General features: G+C 58.6%; 20 protein-coding genes. 16 read left to right on the top strand and 4 right to left on the bottom strand.

The genetic code is table 11. The features are described 5' to 3' along the window. The first annotated feature begins 77 nt into the window (after nucleotides 1–77). The 3 genes from pyrC (at nucleotide 78) to AB1S50_RS09760 (ending at nucleotide 2,190) form a co-directional block, all read left to right on the top strand. Nucleotides 78–1,118, top strand: coding sequence for a dihydroorotase (gene pyrC / locus AB1S50_RS09770; protein WP_367150435.1), 1,041 nt, complete (start codon nucleotides 78–80; stop codon nucleotides 1,116–1,118). A gap of 10 nt (nucleotides 1,119–1,128) precedes the next feature. Further along, nucleotides 1,129–1,776 (top strand): ribonuclease T, encoded by a 648-nt coding sequence (gene rnt, locus AB1S50_RS09765; protein WP_367150434.1) that lies wholly within the window; start codon nucleotides 1,129–1,131, stop codon nucleotides 1,774–1,776. A gap of 216 nt (nucleotides 1,777–1,992) precedes the next feature. Further along, nucleotides 1,993–2,190 carry a hypothetical protein gene (locus AB1S50_RS09760; RefSeq protein ID WP_367150433.1) on the top strand — a complete coding sequence of 66 codons (198 nt, stop codon included), beginning with the start codon at nucleotides 1,993–1,995 and terminating at the stop codon, nucleotides 2,188–2,190. A 57-nt stretch (nucleotides 2,191–2,247) separates the two neighbouring features. On the opposite strand, the gene secF is transcribed toward AB1S50_RS09760, so the two are convergent. The 4 genes from secF to queA form a co-directional block, all read right to left on the bottom strand. Continuing rightward, nucleotides 2,248–3,249, bottom strand: coding sequence for a protein translocase subunit SecF (secF, locus tag AB1S50_RS09755; RefSeq protein WP_367150432.1), 1,002 nt, complete (start codon nucleotides 3,247–3,249; stop codon nucleotides 2,248–2,250). Between the two features lie 12 nt (nucleotides 3,250–3,261). Next, nucleotides 3,262–5,130 (bottom strand): protein translocase subunit SecD, encoded by a 1,869-nt coding sequence (gene secD / locus AB1S50_RS09750; protein WP_367150430.1) that lies wholly within the window; start codon nucleotides 5,128–5,130, stop codon nucleotides 3,262–3,264. Nucleotides 5,131–5,319: 189 nt separating this feature from the next. After that, nucleotides 5,320–6,438, bottom strand: a complete 1,119-nt coding sequence (gene tgt / locus AB1S50_RS09745) for a tRNA guanosine(34) transglycosylase Tgt (RefSeq protein ID WP_367150449.1) — start codon at nucleotides 6,436–6,438, stop codon at nucleotides 5,320–5,322. A gap of 147 nt (nucleotides 6,439–6,585) precedes the next feature. Then, a complete protein-coding gene (queA, locus tag AB1S50_RS09740) occupies nucleotides 6,586–7,632 on the bottom strand; it encodes a tRNA preQ1(34) S-adenosylmethionine ribosyltransferase-isomerase QueA (protein WP_367150429.1) in 1,047 nt (348 codons plus the stop codon). A 423-nt stretch (nucleotides 7,633–8,055) separates the two neighbouring features. Between queA and AB1S50_RS09735 the strand changes: the two genes are divergently transcribed. From AB1S50_RS09735 to AB1S50_RS09675, 13 genes are all read left to right on the top strand, one after another. Continuing rightward, nucleotides 8,056–10,515, top strand: coding sequence for a DNA-directed RNA polymerase (locus tag AB1S50_RS09735; RefSeq protein ID WP_367150428.1), 2,460 nt, complete (start codon nucleotides 8,056–8,058; stop codon nucleotides 10,513–10,515). Between the two features lie 29 nt (nucleotides 10,516–10,544). Next, nucleotides 10,545–10,712, top strand: coding sequence for a hypothetical protein (locus AB1S50_RS09730; protein ID WP_367150427.1), 168 nt, complete (start codon nucleotides 10,545–10,547; stop codon nucleotides 10,710–10,712). 316 nt (nucleotides 10,713–11,028) lie between these two features. Continuing rightward, a complete protein-coding gene (locus AB1S50_RS09725; RefSeq protein ID WP_367150426.1) occupies nucleotides 11,029–11,193 on the top strand; it encodes a hypothetical protein in 165 nt (54 codons plus the stop codon). After that, a complete protein-coding gene (locus AB1S50_RS09720) occupies nucleotides 11,193–11,849 on the top strand; it encodes an ssDNA-binding protein (protein WP_367150425.1) in 657 nt (218 codons plus the stop codon). The genes AB1S50_RS09725 and AB1S50_RS09720 overlap by 1 nt, the downstream gene beginning before the upstream one ends. Next, complete coding sequence (locus AB1S50_RS09715; protein ID WP_367150424.1) at nucleotides 11,734–12,276, top strand: RusA family crossover junction endodeoxyribonuclease; 543 nt, start codon at nucleotides 11,734–11,736, stop codon at nucleotides 12,274–12,276. The genes AB1S50_RS09720 and AB1S50_RS09715 overlap by 116 nt, the downstream gene beginning before the upstream one ends. Further along, complete coding sequence (locus tag AB1S50_RS09710; RefSeq protein ID WP_367150423.1) at nucleotides 12,257–12,682, top strand: N-acetylmuramoyl-L-alanine amidase; 426 nt, start codon at nucleotides 12,257–12,259, stop codon at nucleotides 12,680–12,682. Before AB1S50_RS09715 ends, AB1S50_RS09710 begins: the two co-directional genes overlap by 20 nt. Before the next feature lie 295 nt (nucleotides 12,683–12,977). Further along, entirely contained in the window at nucleotides 12,978–14,624 is a 1,647-nt protein-coding gene (locus AB1S50_RS09705; RefSeq protein WP_367150422.1) for a toprim domain-containing protein, read from the top strand. Between the two features lie 237 nt (nucleotides 14,625–14,861). Then, nucleotides 14,862–15,077 (top strand): hypothetical protein, encoded by a 216-nt coding sequence (locus tag AB1S50_RS09700; RefSeq protein ID WP_367150421.1) that lies wholly within the window; start codon nucleotides 14,862–14,864, stop codon nucleotides 15,075–15,077. Continuing rightward, nucleotides 15,077–15,253, top strand: a complete 177-nt coding sequence (locus tag AB1S50_RS09695; RefSeq protein ID WP_367150420.1) for a hypothetical protein — start codon at nucleotides 15,077–15,079, stop codon at nucleotides 15,251–15,253. Before AB1S50_RS09700 ends, AB1S50_RS09695 begins: the two co-directional genes overlap by 1 nt. Continuing rightward, on the top strand, nucleotides 15,250–15,396 hold the full coding sequence (locus AB1S50_RS09690; protein ID WP_367150419.1) for a hypothetical protein: 147 nt from the start codon (nucleotides 15,250–15,252) through the stop codon (nucleotides 15,394–15,396). Before AB1S50_RS09695 ends, AB1S50_RS09690 begins: the two co-directional genes overlap by 4 nt. Continuing rightward, a complete protein-coding gene (locus AB1S50_RS09685) occupies nucleotides 15,393–15,887 on the top strand; it encodes a dATP/dGTP diphosphohydrolase domain-containing protein (RefSeq protein WP_367150418.1) in 495 nt (164 codons plus the stop codon). The genes AB1S50_RS09690 and AB1S50_RS09685 overlap by 4 nt, the downstream gene beginning before the upstream one ends. Nucleotides 15,888–15,928: 41 nt before the next feature. Beyond that, the gene (locus AB1S50_RS09680; protein WP_367150417.1) at nucleotides 15,929–16,144 is read left to right on the top strand and encodes a hypothetical protein; all 216 of its coding nucleotides are present in this window, start codon (nucleotides 15,929–15,931) and stop codon (nucleotides 16,142–16,144) included. Between the two features lie 75 nt (nucleotides 16,145–16,219). Next, nucleotides 16,220–18,193, top strand: a complete 1,974-nt coding sequence (locus AB1S50_RS09675) for a DNA polymerase (protein ID WP_367150416.1) — start codon at nucleotides 16,220–16,222, stop codon at nucleotides 18,191–18,193. The last annotated feature ends 10 nt before the right edge of the window (nucleotides 18,194–18,203 follow it).

Below are 18,203 nucleotides of genomic sequence, written 5' to 3'. Positions count from 1 at the left end.
GGCACATCGCAATTCTACCGGGCTTCCGGTAGCATCTGCGCCCCAAGACGCAATCGGCCAACCTGCGGTAAGACACTATGGAGCGGATCACCCTTCGCACTCCCGACGACTGGCACATTCACCTGCGCGATGGCGAAGCCCTGGGCAGAACCGTCGGCGATGCCGCACGCCAGTTCCGCCGCGCTATAGTGATGCCCAACCTGGTGCCGCCGGTGGTCGATGCCGAAGACATGCTCTCCTACCAGCAGCGCATCCGCCAGCAGATTCCCCCCGGCAACCCCTTCCAGCCGTTGATGGTGATCTACCTGACCGACCGGACCGATGCCGAAACCATCGAGCGGGCCCACCGGGCCGGCGCGGTGGCCGCCAAGCTGTATCCGGCCGGCGCCACCACCAACTCCGACTCCGGCGTCACGGATATCGCCAACATCTACCCCGCCCTGGAGACCATGCAGGCCTGCGGCATGAAGCTGCTGCTGCACGGGGAGGTCACCCACGACGATATCGATATCTTCGACCGCGAACAGATGTTCGTCGACAATATCCTGTCGCGCCTGGTACAGGACTTCCCGGCCCTGAAGATAGTCCTAGAACACATTACCACCGCCCACGCGGCGGAATTTGTGCAAAACGCCCGCGACGGCGTAGGTGCCACCATTACCGCACACCACCTGCTGTACAACCGCAACCACCTACTGGCCGGCGGCATACGCCCGCACTTTTACTGCCTGCCGGTTCTGAAACGCAGTTATCACCAGTCCGCGCTGATCGAAGCGGCCACCAGTGGCAATCCCAAGTTTTTTCTCGGCACAGACTCGGCGCCCCACAGCCGGGACAAAAAGGAAAACGCCTGTGGCTGCGCCGGCTGCTATACCGCCTTTGCCGCCATCGAGATGTATGCCGAAGTCTTCGAGCGGGCCGGCAAACTGGACAAACTGGAGAGCTTCGCCAGCGAGTTCGGCCCGGACTTTTACGACCTGCCACGCAACCCGGGCAGCATCTACCTGGCGCGCGATCCCTGGCGGCTTCCCGCCAGCCTGACCATGGGCGACGGACAGCTAATCCCGCTGGCCGCGGGTGAAATATTGAACTGGCGCCTCGTCGACAAGGCCGAGTAAAGGATTTCGAGTGACCCCTGCAGAAGAACCCACAGACTCAAAAACCTTGCTGGCACAGCGCTTCCGCGGCTTTCTGCCGGTGGTGGTGGACATGGAAACCGGCGGCTTCAACGCACGCACCGACGCCCTGCTGGAAATATCCGCGGTGATCCTGGATATGGATGACAGCGGCGTACTGCTGCCCCAGGCGACCCACAGCTTTGATCTGGAGCCCTTTGCCGGCGCCAACCTGGAGCAGTCGGCGCTGGATTTTATCGGCATCGATCTGGAGTCAGCGGAGCGGGAGGCGTTGCCGGAAGAGGTTGCGCTGCCAGAGCTGTTTCGCCAGATTCGCACCGCGATCAAAAAACACGGTTGTACCCGCGCGGTGATGGTAGCCCACAACGCCCACTTCGACCTCGGTTTCCTCAATGCCGCGGTGGAGCGCTGCGGGATCAAACGCAACCCCTTTCACCCCTTTTCTTGTTTCGATACCGCGACCCTGGCCGGCCTCGCCTTCGGGCAAACCGTACTGGCAAAAGCCTGCCAGGTTGCCGGATTCGGCTTCGATAATAACAGCGCCCACTCAGCACACTACGATGCGGAAAAAACAGCAGAACTGTTCTGCCACATCGTCAACCGCTGGCGGGAACTGGGGGGTTGGCCGCTCTCCGAATAACCAGCATCGCCGGCCCTATGGACCACCCGCAAAGCGAACAAAACGCTGCTCAGTGGCGCCGTCAAAGGGACTCAGGAATAGCTGGCAGTTTCCAACAGACAGGGATAGGGGCCGCCCCGCTGCAACCACGCGCGGCAGGCGCCTGCGCCCGGGGGTGATTTTTTAATCAAAACACTGTAGAATGGCCGGTTCACGTATAGATATCGGGTAATTATCGTGGCCAAAAAAGCTTCCAGCACTGCCAAGCGCAAACAACCCAGCGCCCCTGTTGACACTCGTGAAACCATCGAGCAGCAGGTGCAGGCATTTCTTGCCGCTGGTGGTGAAATTGAGCAGGTCCCCAAGGGCGTGAGCGGCCAGACCAATGTTTCCGGCCCGCGACACATCACCCTGGGCAAAAAGCCACGGGCCTGAGCCCCACGGGAAAGCACCGCACAGGCTGCCCTCCCGCCCGTTTCCGCAACGGCCCGCTCAGGGCATCTCCTCCAGCTCGGCACCCTCTTTCACCGGCGGCATCAGGTCTTCCTTGCTAATGTTCATAACCATCAGCACGTTGGCGGCGACGTAAACGGAAGAATAGGTGCCCACGACCACACCCACAATCAGGGCCAGTGAGAAGTTGTGAATCAGCTCACCACCGAAAAACTGCAGTGCCCACAGCACCAGCAAAGTGGTGAATGAGGTCATAAAGGTACGGCCCAGGGTCTGGCTGATAGAGATATTGATAATCTCTGCGGAAGTCGCCTTGCGCACCCTGCGGAAGTTCTCGCGGATGCGGTCCGCCACCACGATAGTATCGTTGAGGGAATAGCCGATCACCGCCAGCACTGCCGCCAGCACCGTCAGGTCGAAATCCAGCCGCAGCAGCGCAAAAAAGCCCAGTACGATAATCACATCGTGGGCCAGTGCCGTCACCGCCCCCACGGAAAACTTATACTGAAACCGCAGCGCCACATAGGCCATCACCACAACCAGTGCGAATAGCATGCCCAGGCCGCCGTCGTCCCGCAACTCTTCACCGATCTGCGGACCCACTACCTCGACCCGACGCAATTCCACCGCGCCATCGCTGTTCTGGCGCAGCAGGCCCACCACCTTGTCACCGATAGACTGGGTGGCATCCCGCTCTCCCGCGGTCGCCTGCGTCTGCTCGGCGGTCACCTCCGGAGGCAGCTTGATCAGCAGCTCGTTGTCGGAACCGAAACGCACCACCGTGGCACCGGCATAGCCTTCCTGCTCCAACTGCTGGCGCACAGTCTCTACCCGCGGCGCTATCTCATAACCCACTTCCACCTGGGTACCGCCGGTAAAATCCAGCCCAAATCGCAGCCCATTCATCGCCAGTGCCACCAGCGATGCCAGCACCATCGCGATGGACACCGCCGAAGCCAGCTTGCGCCAGCGCATAAAATCGTACACGCGCTTGCCCATGTACTCGGTGATCTTCCCGTTTTCCACCTTGGTCTCACTCATGGCCAGCCCCTTTTAAATCCACAGTTTCTGTACACGGCGACCGCCGTAGAACATATTGATCAGTGCCCGGGTACCGAGAATGGCACTGAACATGGACGTCAGGATGCCGATGGACAAAGTTACCGCAAACCCCTGCACCGGCCCGGAGCCAATCGCGTACAGGATCACCGCTACAATCAAGGTGGTGATGTTGGCGTCCACAATGGTGCTAAACGCATTGTCAAAACCTGCGCTGATCGCCGATTGCGGAGGCATACCGTTCCTGAGTTCCTCCCGGATACGGGAGAAAATCAGCACATTGGCATCCACCGCCATACCCACCGTCAACACGATACCCGCTATGCCCGGCAGCGTAAGGGTAGCTCCGAGAATCGACATCACCGCCACCAGCAGTATCAGGTTGACCGCCAGGGCGATATTCGCGGCCAGCCCGAACACCCGGTAAAACAGCAGCATGCACACCAGCACCGCCAGCAGGCCTATCTGTACCGACTTGACGCCCACATCGATATTGTCAGCCCCCAGGGACGGGCCAATCACCCGCTCTTCCACAAAATACATGGGCGCGGCCAGAGCACCAGCGCGCAGCAGCAGCGCCAGCTCCTGGGCTTCCGCCGGGCTGCCGAGTCCGGTAACCCGGAACTGGCGTCCCAGTGCGCTCTGCACCGTGGCCAGGCTGATAATCTTCTTGTCTTCCGAGCGCACCTGCACAATAGTTTCGTTGCCCTCGGCATCGACCCCGGGCTGGGGTGTAAAGCGGGTTTCGATAAACAGCGTGCCCATCCGCCGGCCAACATTCTTCCAGGTGGCCCGGTGCATCAGTTCACCGCCGCGGGCGTCCAGTGTGATATTCACCTGGGGAAAGCCACTTTCGTCGTAACCCACCCGGCCATCGGTGACGCGGTCGCCCTTGATAATCACCTTGCGTTCCAGCCAGGCACCGCCATAGGCGGCAGCCTCCTGTTCGTCGCGGTACTCGAAGTACTCCTTGTCGGTCACCAGCGTATTGGGCCGCGCCTCCATACGGAATTCCAGATTGGCGGTCTTGCCGATGATACGCTTGGCCTCGGCAGTGTCCTGCACGCCCGGCAGCTCCACCACGATGCGATTGCGCCCCTGGCGCTGCACGATCGGCTCGGCCACGCCCAGCTCATTGACCCGGTTGCGTAGGGTGGTGAGGTTCTGGGTTACCGCATAGTCTTCCAGCTGCTTGATTTCCAGCTCCGACAGGGAGGCACGGATCTCCAGGTTGTCGCCCCCACCGGACTCCGTCAGCTGCAGCTGGGGAAACTCCCGGCGTATGGTGGACATGGCCAGGTCGCGCAGCTCCTCGGTGCGGAAGCGGGCAACGATTTCACGGTTGTCCACCAAGTCCACACTGCGATAGCGCGCCTTGGCAGCGCGCAGCTTGGCCTTCAGGTCCTGGGCGTAACCATCCAGGTTGGTCCGCACTATGGTGTCCGTGTCCACCTCCAGCAGGAAATGCACACCGCCCGCCAGATCCAGGCCCAACTTCATGGGGCTGGCACCCAGGTTGCGCAGCCACTCGGGAGTAGTGGAAGCCAGGTTCAGGGCCACCACGTAATCGCTGTGGCCCAGCGCATCCTGAATCGCGCGTTTGGCCGGCAACTGTTCCTCGATGGCAGTGAGCCGCAACAACACCGATTTCTGGCCCACCTCACCGCCAAAATACTCGATCCCGGCCGCATCCAGCGCCTCCTGCGCCTTGGCCAGCACGGCCGGGCCTATAGTCAGGGCACTGGACTGGCCGGAGATCTGCACCGCCGGATCGGGTTTGTACAGGTTGGGCGCGGCGTACAGGAAGCCGAGTGCCACAACCACGACAATCAACAGATATTTCCACAGTGGGTAGCGATTCATGCTGCTCTCATTGTTCTGGTCGACCCTGCCGGGCCATAAAACTTGGCAATTTCGGGCGGTGCCGGGGCCTGGCCACACAGTGGCAAGACGGCCGCACCCGTCCGGAATCTGCGCCGATTATACGGGGATAACGCGGGGGTACAATGCGCACCCATCCGCAAACGGCCGCGCCGGCTGCCCCCCTTGCCCTCAGGATGCCAGTGGCGGCACCTCGCGCCCCAGGCGCCGGTAGAAGTCCTCCACACAGGTCTCCAGCTCCCCGGCCGCGATGGCATCGCGCAGCCGCTCCATCAGCCGCTGGTAGTGGCGCAGATTGTGAATGGTATTGAGCTGTGCACCCAGCATCTCACCACAGCGATCCAGGTGGTGCAGATAGGCGCGGGAGAAGTGTTCACAGGTATAGCAGTCGCAGCCGGTCTCCAGTGGTCCCGTATCGTGGCGATACCGGGCATTGCGGATTTTTACCACTCCCTCGAATGTGAACAGATGGCCGTTGCGCGCGTTGCGGGTGGGCATCACACAGTCGAACATATCCACACCCCGGCGCACCGCCTCGACAATATCCTCCGGCTTACCCACGCCCATCAGATAGCGCGGCTTGTCCGCCGGCATCCGCTGAACCAGGTGATCCAGTACCGCAAGCATCTCTTCTTTGGGCTCGCCCACCGACAGGCCGCCGATGGCGTAGCCGTCAAAACCTATCGCCTCCAGACCGCGCAGCGACACATCGCGCAACTCCGGATACATGCCACCCTGCACTATGCCAAACAGCGCCGAAGCTCCATCACCGTGGGCATTCTTGCAGCGCTCCGCCCAACGCAGGGACAACTCCATGGATTTGCGCGCGGCATCCGCAGTGGCCGGATAGGGTGTGCACTCGTCAAAAATCATGACGATATCCGAGCCCAGCTCCCGCTGCACCTCTATGGACCCCTCCGGGGTGAGAAACACCGGGCTGCCGTCCACGGGCGAGCGGAAGGAAACCCCCTCCTCCGAAATCTTGCGCAGATCCCCCAGGCTGAACACCTGAAAGCCGCCGGAGTCCGTCAGAATCGGGCCGCGCCACTGCATAAAATCATGCAGATCACCGTGTTCCGCCACCACTTTCGTGCCCGGGCGCAGCATCAGGTGAAAAGTGTTACCCAAAATAATCTGTGCACCGATGGCCTCCAGGTCCCGCGGCAACATACCTTTCACGGTACCGTAGGTCCCCACCGGCATAAACGCCGGCGTCTCCACCACCCCGCGCGGAAAGCGCAACCGGCCGCGGCGGGCATTGCCGTCGGCAGCGTCCAGTTCGAACTGCATAAAACACTCTGCGCGAGATGTGGAACCGCTCATCAACAATCCTCGGTGGTCAAAATTTGGGGGCAAAACAACGGTTAAACGGTCCGCAGAAACTCCGCCGCCCCACGCCTGCCCGGCTAGGGCCAACTCAGTTAGTGTGAACAGGCCCTAGTCATCCAGCCCCCGCACGTCGTCGTTGCGATCGATCAGCATAGCGTCGCCGTAACTAAAGAAGCGGTATTTTTGCTGCACCGCCTGCCGATAGGCATCCATGGTATGGCTATAGCCGGCAAAAGCACTCACCAGCATCAGCAGGGTCGATTCCGGCAGGTGGAAATTGGTAATCAGCCGGTCCACCACTTGGAAACGGTAACCCGGATAGATAAAAATGTCGGTTTCACCCACCATAGGCGCCAGTTGGCCACCGGCCGCGGCACTCTCCAGGGCGCGCACACTGGTAGTGCCCACCGCGATCACAGCCCCGCCCCGCGCCCGGCAATCCGCTACCGCGCGACACACAGACTCCGACACCCGCAACACTTCGCTGTGCATCCGGTGCTCAAAAATGTTGTCCACCCGCACCGGCTGGAAGGTGCCCGCACCCACATGCAGGGTGACAAAGGCCGTTTCCACCCCCTTGCTTCGCAATGCCGTCAGCATCGCCTCATCGAAGTGCAAACCGGCGGTGGGTGCCGCCACCGCGCCCGCATGGCGGCTGTACACCGTCTGGTAGCGCTCCTTGTCCGAGTCATCGTCCGGCCGGTCAATATAGGGGGGCAGGGGCATATGGCCCAGCCGCTCCAACACCGGCAGCACCCCCTCCGCCGGGAACTCCAGTTCGAACAGCGCGCCTTCCCGGGCCAGCATCTGTATTGCGGTATCGTCCTCCAGCAGAATGGCGCTACCGGGCCTGGGGGATTTGCTGGAGCGGATATGGACCAGAGCGCGGCGCCTGTCCAGCACTCGCTCCACCAGGATCTCCACCTTGCCACCACTGGCCTTGCGCCCAAACAGCCTTGCCGGGATTACGCGGGTATCATTGAACACCAACAGGTCACCCGGTTTTACCAGTTCCGGCAAGTCGGCAAAGCGGCGGTGTTGCAGCCCTCCCGTGCCCCCGTTCAGGCACAGCAGACGGCTGCCGCGCCGCTCCTCGGTGGGGGTCCGGGCGATCAGCTCATCGGGGAGGTCAAAATGGAAGTCCTGGCGGCGCATGGCTAGAGTCTAGGCGTTCCGCTATGTCAGTAGTTTGGGGCGCGAAGGGTAACGGAAAGGCGCCCCGCCGCCAAATCCAGTTGACCGCTTTCAGGCCATCGCTATAATCGTCCCCCTCGCCGAGGCGCCTCCCAATACCTCGGCACCTGTGCCAGAGTGGTGAAATTGGTAGACACGACGGATTCAAAATCCTTTGAAATCCCTTTAAGATCAAATAGTTAGGCTGTCCCTGTGACGGCCTTTCTTATGCCCAAACCGTCCCGGTTTGTCACAATTCCCAGATAGTCCCTCATTACCCAAGCCTGGGCAGGCCCCTGCGCCTGCCCTCTTCTCGCCCCATTAGTCCCGCCCTGTCACCTAATTCGAAATAGGTACCACTAGCACAGGGCCAAGTTCCTTTTCAGCCAACTCGGAGCGTAACTCATGCACGATGAGACTCTTTATCAACGTCAACTCAAACGCGAACAACTTCAAGTCGACGCCGGTGTCGCTCGGTACCGGGCGGCCGTCCAATCAAAAGAAGCAACTGATTTGAAGCCAGGTCAGGCGCTGCTTCGTCGCTCGATCGAGCCTGTAGCAAACGCCATCCGTGAGATGGTTGTAGCTGTCGAGACAGGCAAGGCCGGACGTGGACGTCCCGCGCTCGCGGTGCGCTACCTTCAGCAACTCCAGGATGAGCCGGTCGCTTTCATTACAGCGCGCCGATTGATCAACGCCGCAGTGAACAACGAGAAGGTCACCAAAGTTGCCATGGCGTTGGCTTCGCTCCTCGGCGAGCACTACCAGTTCGATGAACTGCGCGCTGCAGAGCCGAACCTCAGCACTCACATGGAGCGGAAGGCCAAGAAGTGGAGCACCGAGCATCACCGCCGCGCGATCATGCGACTGGCAGCAGATGTCGGTGGTGTTTCCGGTCTGGAATGGAGTCAGGGTGACAAGCTGCACTTGGGCATGAAGCTGATCGAGATCTTCATCAGCACCACCGGACTGGCGAAGCAGGTTCTGGTTTCGGAAGGCCGCAACAACACGCACTATATTCTCGCGCCAACGGAAGCGGCCAACGATTGGCTGGCGCGCATGCATGAGCGCTGCGAGCTGATGGAGCCGCGTTATCTGCCAATGGTACATCCGCCCAAGCCATGGACATCCCCTATCAGCGGCGGGTACCTCACTCGGGAGAACCGGGCGGACTTCGTTGGCGGTGTCACCGCCCAGATGCGTGACGATATGTTCTCCGTCGAGATGCCAAAAGTCTACGCCGCGGTTAATGCGATTCAGAACACGCGCTGGAAAGTGAACACCGCTGTCTACGATGTTCTCGCTGAAGCCTGGGCAGGTAACGACACACTCCACGGCCTGCTTCCGGATCAGGAACTGGTATACGTACCCGAGCGGCCTGCTGACATCCCGGCAGACATGAAGCCCGACGATATGCCCGTTGAGATGCGCACACGGTTTAACGACTGGCGCGTTGAGGCTGCAAAAGCCCACGAGAAAAACGCCAAGATGATTGCGAAGCGTGTCGACATCTCCGGCAAGCTGTCCATGGCGAAGGATGTCAGGGACGAAGAAGCGATCTACTTCCCGCACGTTCTCGATTTCCGTGGACGCATCTACAGCATGGTATCGGGCATGCATCCGCAAGCGGACTCCCTGGGCAAGGCGCTGCTGCATTTTGCTGATGGCAAACCACTGGGTGAGAGTGGCGCGTTTTGGCTGCACGTTCACATCGCCAATACCTTTGGCATCGATAAGGTTGACTTCCCCGCGCGAGTGCAGTGGGTTCAGGAGCACCACGAGCAGCTTCTCGACTCGGCTCTCAATCCACTGGACGGTAGGCGCTTCTGGTTGGAGGCTGACGCCAAATCAAAGTGGTGTGCCCTGGCTGCGTGTATTGAGTACGCCGGTTACGTGATCGACGGTGTTGACCATATCTCGCACCTCCCAATTCCTATGGACGGGAGCTGCTCGGGACTGCAGCACTACTCCGCGATGCTGAAAGATCCGGAAGGCGGGGCCGCTGTGAACCTGGTGCCATCCGATAAGCCGGCAGACATATACATCCGCGTGGCTGACAAGACCGAAGAGTTGCTGCTCAATGCCAAGCCGGATGAACAGTGCCTGATCTCTTGGCGCGGCAAGGTAAAACGCAAGCTCACCAAACAGCCCTGTATGACGTTCGCCTACTCGGTAACGGCGCGGGGGATGCGCGATCAGATCAATGCCGCCTGCCGAAAGATGGCTGAAGACAGCCAGACCGACACTTACTTGCCCGGCTGGACGGATTACGAAGCGGCAAGTGCGATCGCGCCTGTCGTGGAGGCTTCCATCCGAGCCACCGTAAAGCGTGCAGCCCTCGCAATGGACTGGATGAAGGATGCCGTCAAGCCTGTGACGGATCTCGACATGCCGCCACTGTGGACGACACACGATGGACTTCCAATTCAGCACCGGTATGTGAAGACCAACGGCAAGCGCTTCAAAGTGTGGTTCGGCGGTATGCAGATGAAGATTCAACTCCGCGTTGAATCAGTGCATCAAGATCCGCGCAAACACAAAGCTGCAATCGCACCGAACTACATCCACGGCAATGACGCCACGCACCTCCGCATGACCGTCAATCGACTGGTTGAGGCTAACGTCACGGACTCCTTCGCAATGATCCATGATTCGTTCGGTGTGCATGCCTGCCATGTGGACGACATGAACTTCGCAATCCGCGAGCAGTTCGTTGAACTGTACTCCACTAACCAGCTCGAGCGCTTCAGGCAGCAGATGATCGACATGCTGCCACCCGACAAGGCTGACCAGGTACCACCGCCGCCTGCCCAAGGCGACCTCGACCTCTCCGAGGTCATGGAAGCCGATTTTTTCTTCGCCTAATTAATTGACATACCGGGATCATTGACCGAATGAAGCATAAAGAAGTCACATGGATTCTCAAAGGCTACGCAGGTGTCGAGGTCGAGTTCACTGACTTCGACGCCGCTCTTCGTGCACTCGAACTTGAGCGAAAGGTTTGCCCCAACGCCGCGCTGTTTACGCGGACCACCACGGTGGAGCGTCTGTCCGGCATTTAGGTACCACTAACACAAGCATAGAACTTCGAGGATTTATGGAGTCAACCCGGACCCTCCGAGATCGGCTTGCCTTCGGTGCTAATCCCGAGCGTCTCCGTCAGTCCGCCTTCCGCTGCCTCACCCGCACTCAGGATGATCCTGCAGTGCAGATCCGGGGCATCGCGTTGGCACTGGCGGCGACCGCAAAGGCAACCGGACTCGACATGCGAGAGCTGATCGTCACATCCGAAAAGATGATTAACGACCTCGACTCTCCCTTCGCTGCCCAGATGCGGGCAATTCACGAATACGCAATCAGTGAGATAGGACGGAGCAGATGAATCTGACCCACGAGGAAACCATGAACCCTAATGTCTCACGCGCTCGAGCGGAGTGGGAGGAGATGGGACTCATCGCGACAGATACAGCGATGGCGCTCGCCGCTGCCGGTATCTGCCCTGACGCCCTGGCCGATAAATTTGAAAATGGAGAACTGAATTAATGGCGAGTAAAAAGCCACGCTACCCGACGACCACCACCCCGGTCGTCAGTCTGATATTCCCGCGTCTGTTTGAGCCGGACACCAAGTACGTAAAGCCCGATGGCGAATATCACACCAAGTTCGCGCTCGAAGCTGGCAAAGGTTTCGACGAGTTTGTTGCAAAGTTGGAGGAGGTTCGCGACGGATACATCAAAGAAAACCCCGATGACATCAAGCCCGCCAAGTTGAAGAAGGCCAAGATGGCTGACTTCTACGAGGAAGAGTGTGATCACGAGGGTGAAGAGACCGGCCGCATGATCTTCCGCGCCAAGCTCAAGGCCGTCGTGAAGACCAAGACCAAAAGCTGGAAGCAAAAGCCATTCCTCTTCGATGCAAAAGCAAATCCGATTCAGGAAGAGATTAGCGTGTGGTCCGGTTCCACTGCGAAGCTCTCGCTAGAACTGTTCCCGTACTTCATGGAAAGTACCAAGGAAGTCGGCGTTAGTCTGCGCCTGAAGGCAGTACAGATCATCGAGCTGGTTCAAGGCGGTGGCGATCGCGATGCCGGAAGCTATAGCTTCGGCGAAGAGGAGGGCTACGAGTCCCCTGCCAGCGAGAAAGGTTTCACTGACGAAACAGACAGCAGCGCGGACGAAGGTGAAGAAGAAGAGTTCTAAGCCGGAAATCTGCGCCCCTACCAAAAAGCTCTGCTTGGAAAACCGAGTGGGGCTTTTTCTATATGCGAGACCGGTAGTCGCTAGTCGGCCGAGAGTTACACGTTGGGGTACCTATTACTCCGCCACCTACAAGAACTACATGGCCCTGCTGGATGAAGCGATACCAGCCCATACCGCCCCCTTCACAGGCAACGTCCATGTCGACGTTGAGTTCGTCTGCCACAGACCAAAGACCACCAAGCGCATCAACCCGCTGGGTGACATCGACAATTACTGCAAAGCCATCTTCGACGCGATCACCAAGAAAGGTTACTGGGCGGATGACGACCTGATCGTCGACCTCCAGGCGTCCAAGCGCTTTGTCGAATCCGGAGAAACTCCGCACACCAGCATTTGGATTGAGCCTTATGAATTGGAAGCCGATTAAATCAGTGGATTACCTGGTGGTTCACTGCTCTGCCACCCGGCCGTCCCAAGAGGTAACCGCTGAAGACATCGAGCTTTGGCACCGCCGCAGAGGTTGGGCGGGCATCGGTTATCACTATGTCATTGAGCGTGATGGTGTCCTGAAGCAGGGCCGACCCGATGACAGGCCCGGTGCCCACGCTCGGGGCTTTAACCACCTCAGTCTGGGCTTCTGCCTCGTAGGTGGTTTGGCCGAAGACGGCAAGACTCCCCAGAACAACTTCACCCTCGAGCAGTTCGACACGCTCCGCAACATCTTGGAGTACTACAAGACCCATCACCCTGAAGCTGAAGTACTCGGCCACAGGGATCTTGGTGCGAACAAAGCCTGCCCCTGCTTCGATGTCCGGGAATGGTGGGCCAGGTAATTAGGTACCACTAGGACAGAGATAAACCGTCGCCTCTTTGGGGGCGCTTCTGAATGTTCAACATGGAGAAACAGCATGGGTAACAGACAGTTCCGCTCCTGCGTGGCCCGCCACTGCCGCAGAGTGAGGCGCACACTCCCAACCCGAAGCATCATGCAACTCGCACTTGTCGAGGCTGCTCACGTCGATGGCACCTGCTCCGAAGGCCGCCACGATAGGAACCGACTGACGCCTTACATCAAAAAGCGTCTTTTCGATTGTAAAGACCGTGTGAAAACTGGATGGAGGGTATTACGTGGGAGACGTTCTCGAAAAGGTACCGTGCCCTCAATGCCGCGAACGAGGCGCTGACCAGTCTGGCGATAACCTCGTCAAGTATGTCGAAGGCGGCGCACACTGCTTCGCCTGTGGCTACACCGTCCAGAGCAAGACCGAAGTCGTTGACGACGATCCGGGCACCACTGCGCGGAATAAAAAGCGCTGCAGCAGCCGCGCGATGGTCAAAGAGTTCGAATACCGGCGTCTCGCCGTGCGTGGTATCACAGAAGAAACCTGCAAGTTCTTCGGGTACGCAATTGGCAAATTTAATGGGCAGACCGTACATATCGCCCAGTACCAGAAAGGCACCGTCCGGGCACAGAAACTCCGCTTCAAGAATAAAGATTTCCGCTTCCTCGGGGCTGTCAAGGGCATTGGCCTTTATGGTCAGCACCTGTGGCGCGACGGCGGCAAGCAGGTCGTTATCACTGAAGGCGAAATCGACACGCTGACTGTTTCGCAATTACAGAATAACAAGTGGCCTGTCGTTTCCGTACCGAATGGAGCGCAGGGAGCCTCCAAAACTATCGCACAGGAAATCGAGTGGCTTGAGCAATTCGAGAAAGTCATCTTCATGTTTGACATGGATGAGCCCGGACAGACTGCCGCACTTGAATGCGCGGAGCTTCTTAGTCCGGGCAAGGCGTACATCGCCAGACTTCCAAAGAAAGACCCGAATGAATGTCTCCTTGAGGGTTATGGCAAGGAAGTTATCGACGCGATGTGGAATGCCAAGGCGTTTCGCCCCGATGGTGTGGTCGACATCGCCGCCCTCTGTGAGGAGGCATCCAGCCCAATCGAGGTTGGTCTTCCCTGGCCCTGGCCCTCACTCACTGACAAGACTTATGGACGTCGACGTGGGGAACTGTACGGGTTCGGCGGGGGCACTGGTTGTGGCAAGTCAACAATCTTCAAGCAGATTGCGACGTTCGTTAATGAGACTGAAGGTCTCCCGATCGGCGGAATCTTTCTTGAGGAGCCGGCGAAGCTCACTGCAAAGACCCTTGCGGGCATGAAGATGCGGCAGCGTGTTCACGTCCCTGGGGTGGATTACGACCGGGAACTCTTGAAGGCGACACTGCAAGGGATGTCCGGCAAGGTCTTCTTGTACGACCACTTCGGCTCTATGGGATGGGATACCATCAAACAACGCATCCGCTACATGGCAGTCGCTTGCGGGATCAAGGATATTTTCCTCGACCACCTCACCGCCCTCGCCGCTGCCGTTGATGACGACGAACGCAAGGCCATCGACAAGATCATGGCCGAACTGTCCGCGCTCTGTCAGGAGCTGGACATCACCATCTACTACATCTCCCACCTCACCACGCCTTCAGTAGGTAAACCGCACGAGGAAGGGGGACGGGTATATGAAAACCAATTCCGTGGCTCCCGCTCCATTGCGTATTGGTCGCACTTCATGTTCGGCATTGAGCGCAACAAGCAATCCAGTGACCCGACCATTTTCCGTGTACTGAAAGATCGCTACACGGGAGACGCCGCGGGCCTGAAATTCGGGCTGCAGTATGACCTGAACACCGGCCTTCTGCACGAGTGCGACTTGCCGGAGAAGGGGTCAGCCGATAAGCACGGATTCAAAAATGAAGAGGAGGAGGAATACTGATGGAGCTTCAGTTCAATAACTTAAAGCGTTACCGCTGTCACAAGAAAGTACACGCGGAGCCAATGTCGAGGGGTGACTACAACATATACCGAGGTTGGCAGATCCCTGCGGACGAAGATCCGAGTGATGAGGGTTACGTCGTTATTTATGGAAAAGGGACAAATCAAGTATATGTCTCTTGGAGTCCCAAGCGCCAGTTCGAGGAAGGCTACACAGAGATCACCAAGGAGTATTTCTATGAATGGTAAATCACTGCTCGCTGCCCACATCATGGCCGCCACTATTGCCGCTTGCGGGGTTGGCTCGCCCGCGTATGCGAACCCGATTCACCTATCAGCCGGCCACAGGTTCGACCGCGAGAGTGAACGCAACTTCTACCGCCCGGTAGTTCGCAATGCCTATAACCGCCTTTCCCAGAAAGGCAAACGTAAACGTGCACGGTGGACCCGCTAATGCTGACGAAACTTTGTTATGCATGGTCGCTGCTAACGGCCTTGCTAAAACTGGCTGGCGTCTCCTTCATGTCAACTCTTAGTTGGAAGATGGTGCTCCTCCCCGCTGTTATCGCCTTTGGCGTCAACGTGGTATTGCTGCTCATCTCCGCGATCATCTTGTGGAAGCTGAAATGATGGAAGAGATGATCGAAATCCGCAAGTCAGAGCTTGACCGCTTGCGCGAACGCGATGACTGGCTCAGTTGTTTGGAAGCGGCCGGACTGGATAACTGGGACGGTATGGATTTAGCCCATGAAATTCATGAGGCCAGTCAATGAGCCTGCCCACAGACAACACCACCCGGAAAGGTCTCTTGATGTTCCAAGGCCTGTTCCGTTATTTCCCCCACGCGCTGGCAGCGGTTGGCGAATCCAGCCGCATCGCCAATGAGCAACACAATCCGGGCACCCCGGTGCACTGGGATAAATCAAAATCCACTGAAGAGTTGGACTCACTGCTCCGCCATCTCGCTGACATTGCCGTAGAGGAAACCCACCGTGATCCGGATGGGATCATGGCGGCAACCAAGCTTGCCTGGCGCGCCCTCGCGAATCTCCAGCGGTTATTCGACAAGGGTGTGGATATTTTCCATGTACCGCCTACGCCCGAACTGGCCCACGCAGACATACAGGACTTCTATCGCGGCCTCGACAGGGCGCTACCGGACGAGGAGCCAGTGATGATCACTGAGACCCGCAACAGTATCGACGACTGTACGCCCGATGAGTGGTCGCAATCGAGTCGGCAGGTTCTGAAAGCAAAGCTGTAGAGCCCCTGCTTAACCAGGCCAAAACTCCCCAAGGAGAACCCATGGCATTTTCCCGTAAGACAACCGCCACCATCCTCAAAGATTTCACCGGCACGGTTGCTCATCTGCGCGAACACGCGCACGCGCAGATCCTGCGTGAAGAGAAGCTTGCCGCGAAGGTAGCAAAGCTGCGTAGTGAGCGTATCGCCTGTGGCGTCGACGCCAGAGCTGCCCGAGCCGCTGCAGACCTGATCGAAGACCTTATCGGCAACGCCTAACCACCTTCGGCGGGGTTTAGCCAGTAAAAGTCGGGATATTGCCCCGGCCCCCGTCCCCTAATTCCTGGAGAAGCGATGCTTGTATTCGACATCGAGAGTGATGGTCTGCTCGATACCATCACAAAGTTGCACTGCATCAATGCGGTTGATCGGGCTACCGGACGCAAGTACCGCTTCACCGACCATGCTTTTTATCAAGACCTCGACGGGTCTTACACCGACGTCCCCACCCCCCGGGACGGAACCCTCGCCGATGCCTTCAAATTACTGTCCTCCGCGGAGTGCGTAGCAGGACATAACATCATCGGCTACGACCTGCCCGCCGTCGAAGCGGTTTACCCGGGAGAAGTACAGTGGCCCCAAACACAGTACGACTCCAAGATCGCCTCGATGCTGAACTTCCCCGACCTGAAAGATCGCGACTTCCGCGCGATGCGAAAGGGGAAACTTCCCGACAAGGGATTCCGCGTAGGTTCGCACTCACTGTGGGAGTGGGGTGTCCGTCTCGGGGGTGAGGCTAAGAGCGACTTCAAACCCGGCCAGTTCATCGACCCGCGAACCGGCAGGAAGCACACGTGGGCAACCATCCCGTTCACCAGGGAGATGGACGACTACTGTATGCAGGATGTTGTCGCCAACCTCGCATTGATTGAGTATCTCGAAGGTAAGACTTTCTCCGAGCAGGCCATCTGGTTGGAGATGGAGGTCGCCAAGTACATCACCTGGCAGGAGCGCGTCGGCATCCGTATCGATCGTCCGGGCCTGGAAGCACTGGTGAAGGAACTCACCAAGCGCAACATTGAGCTATACGACCAGTGCACGCAAGCCTTCAAGCCTTTCTACGTCCGTAACGGCGCAAAGACTGCCATCCCCAAGAAGACCATCCGCTACAAGGACAGGCTGCGCGCCGACCTCACCCAAGGCGCGCCCTACTCCAGGATCAAGCTCGTCGATTTTAACCCAGGCAGTCGCGTGCACATCGCCCGCAATCTTCAGGACAAATACGGGTGGGCGCCCACGGAGTTCACCGCCACCGGTCAGGTAAAGATCGATGAAGAGGTGCTCGGCTCGCTGCCCTTCGAGGAAGCCAGGCTGATCACCGAGTACATGACCGTACAGAAGCGTCTGTCCCAGATCGCAACCGGCGGCAAGGCGTGGCTCAAGAAAGAGAAAGGTGGACGCATCTATGGCCGTGTGAATCAGCTCGGAGCCGTGACCGGCCGCATGACGCACTCCGACCCGAACCTGGCGCAAGTACCTGCCAACCACGCCATGTACGGCGAGCCATGTCGCGCTGCATTTATTGCCGACGAAGGCCGGGTCATTGTGGGCTGCGATGCCGACGCCCTGGAGCTGCGCGTACTGGCGCACTTCATGGCCCGTTTCGATAACGGTGCCTACGTCGAGGTTGTCCTCAACGGGAAGAAGGAGGACGGCACTGACATGCACACCCGCAATCAGAAAGCTGTCGGCCTGATCAAACGAGACACTGCCAAGACCCACTTCTACGGGATGCTGTACGGCAGTGGCGACTTCAACCTCGGCTGTATTGTTCTGTCCGAGTGGCCTGAAGATAAGCTGCTCCGCTTCTACGCCAAGTTCCCCTCTGGAAAGAAACGCGATCAGAAGATCACCGCCATTGGTCGCCGCTCCCGTGCCGCCCTCATGGAAGGTCTCCCAGCCCTCGCCAAGTTGACCGGGAAGGTTAAGGAGAGTGCAAAGCGTGGTTACCTCAAGGGTCTCGATGGCCGCAAGATCCCCGTCCGCTCCATGCATGCAGCGCTCAATTCACTCTGCCAATCGGCAGGCGCAATCATCATGAAGAAAGCTCTCGTGCTCATGTTCGAGGCATTCAAACGGGAGGGACTCGATGTAGTTCCCCTACTCAATGTCCACGATGAAGTCCAGTTATCAGTCCTGAAGGAGGAAGCAGATGGGGTTGGACGTATCGCAGCAGACTCAATCCGCCTCGCGGGTGAGCATTTCCACTTTCGCTGCCCGCTCGCTGGTGACTATGACATCGGCACGTCATGGAAGGAAACACACTAAAGAAAACCCA

It is taken from the genome of Microbulbifer discodermiae (assembly GCF_040742695.1).
Taxonomy (GTDB): domain Bacteria; phylum Pseudomonadota; class Gammaproteobacteria; order Pseudomonadales; family Cellvibrionaceae; genus Microbulbifer.
Note: the sequence above shows the minus strand (reverse complement) of the source record. Positions and strands in the feature narration are given on the sequence as shown.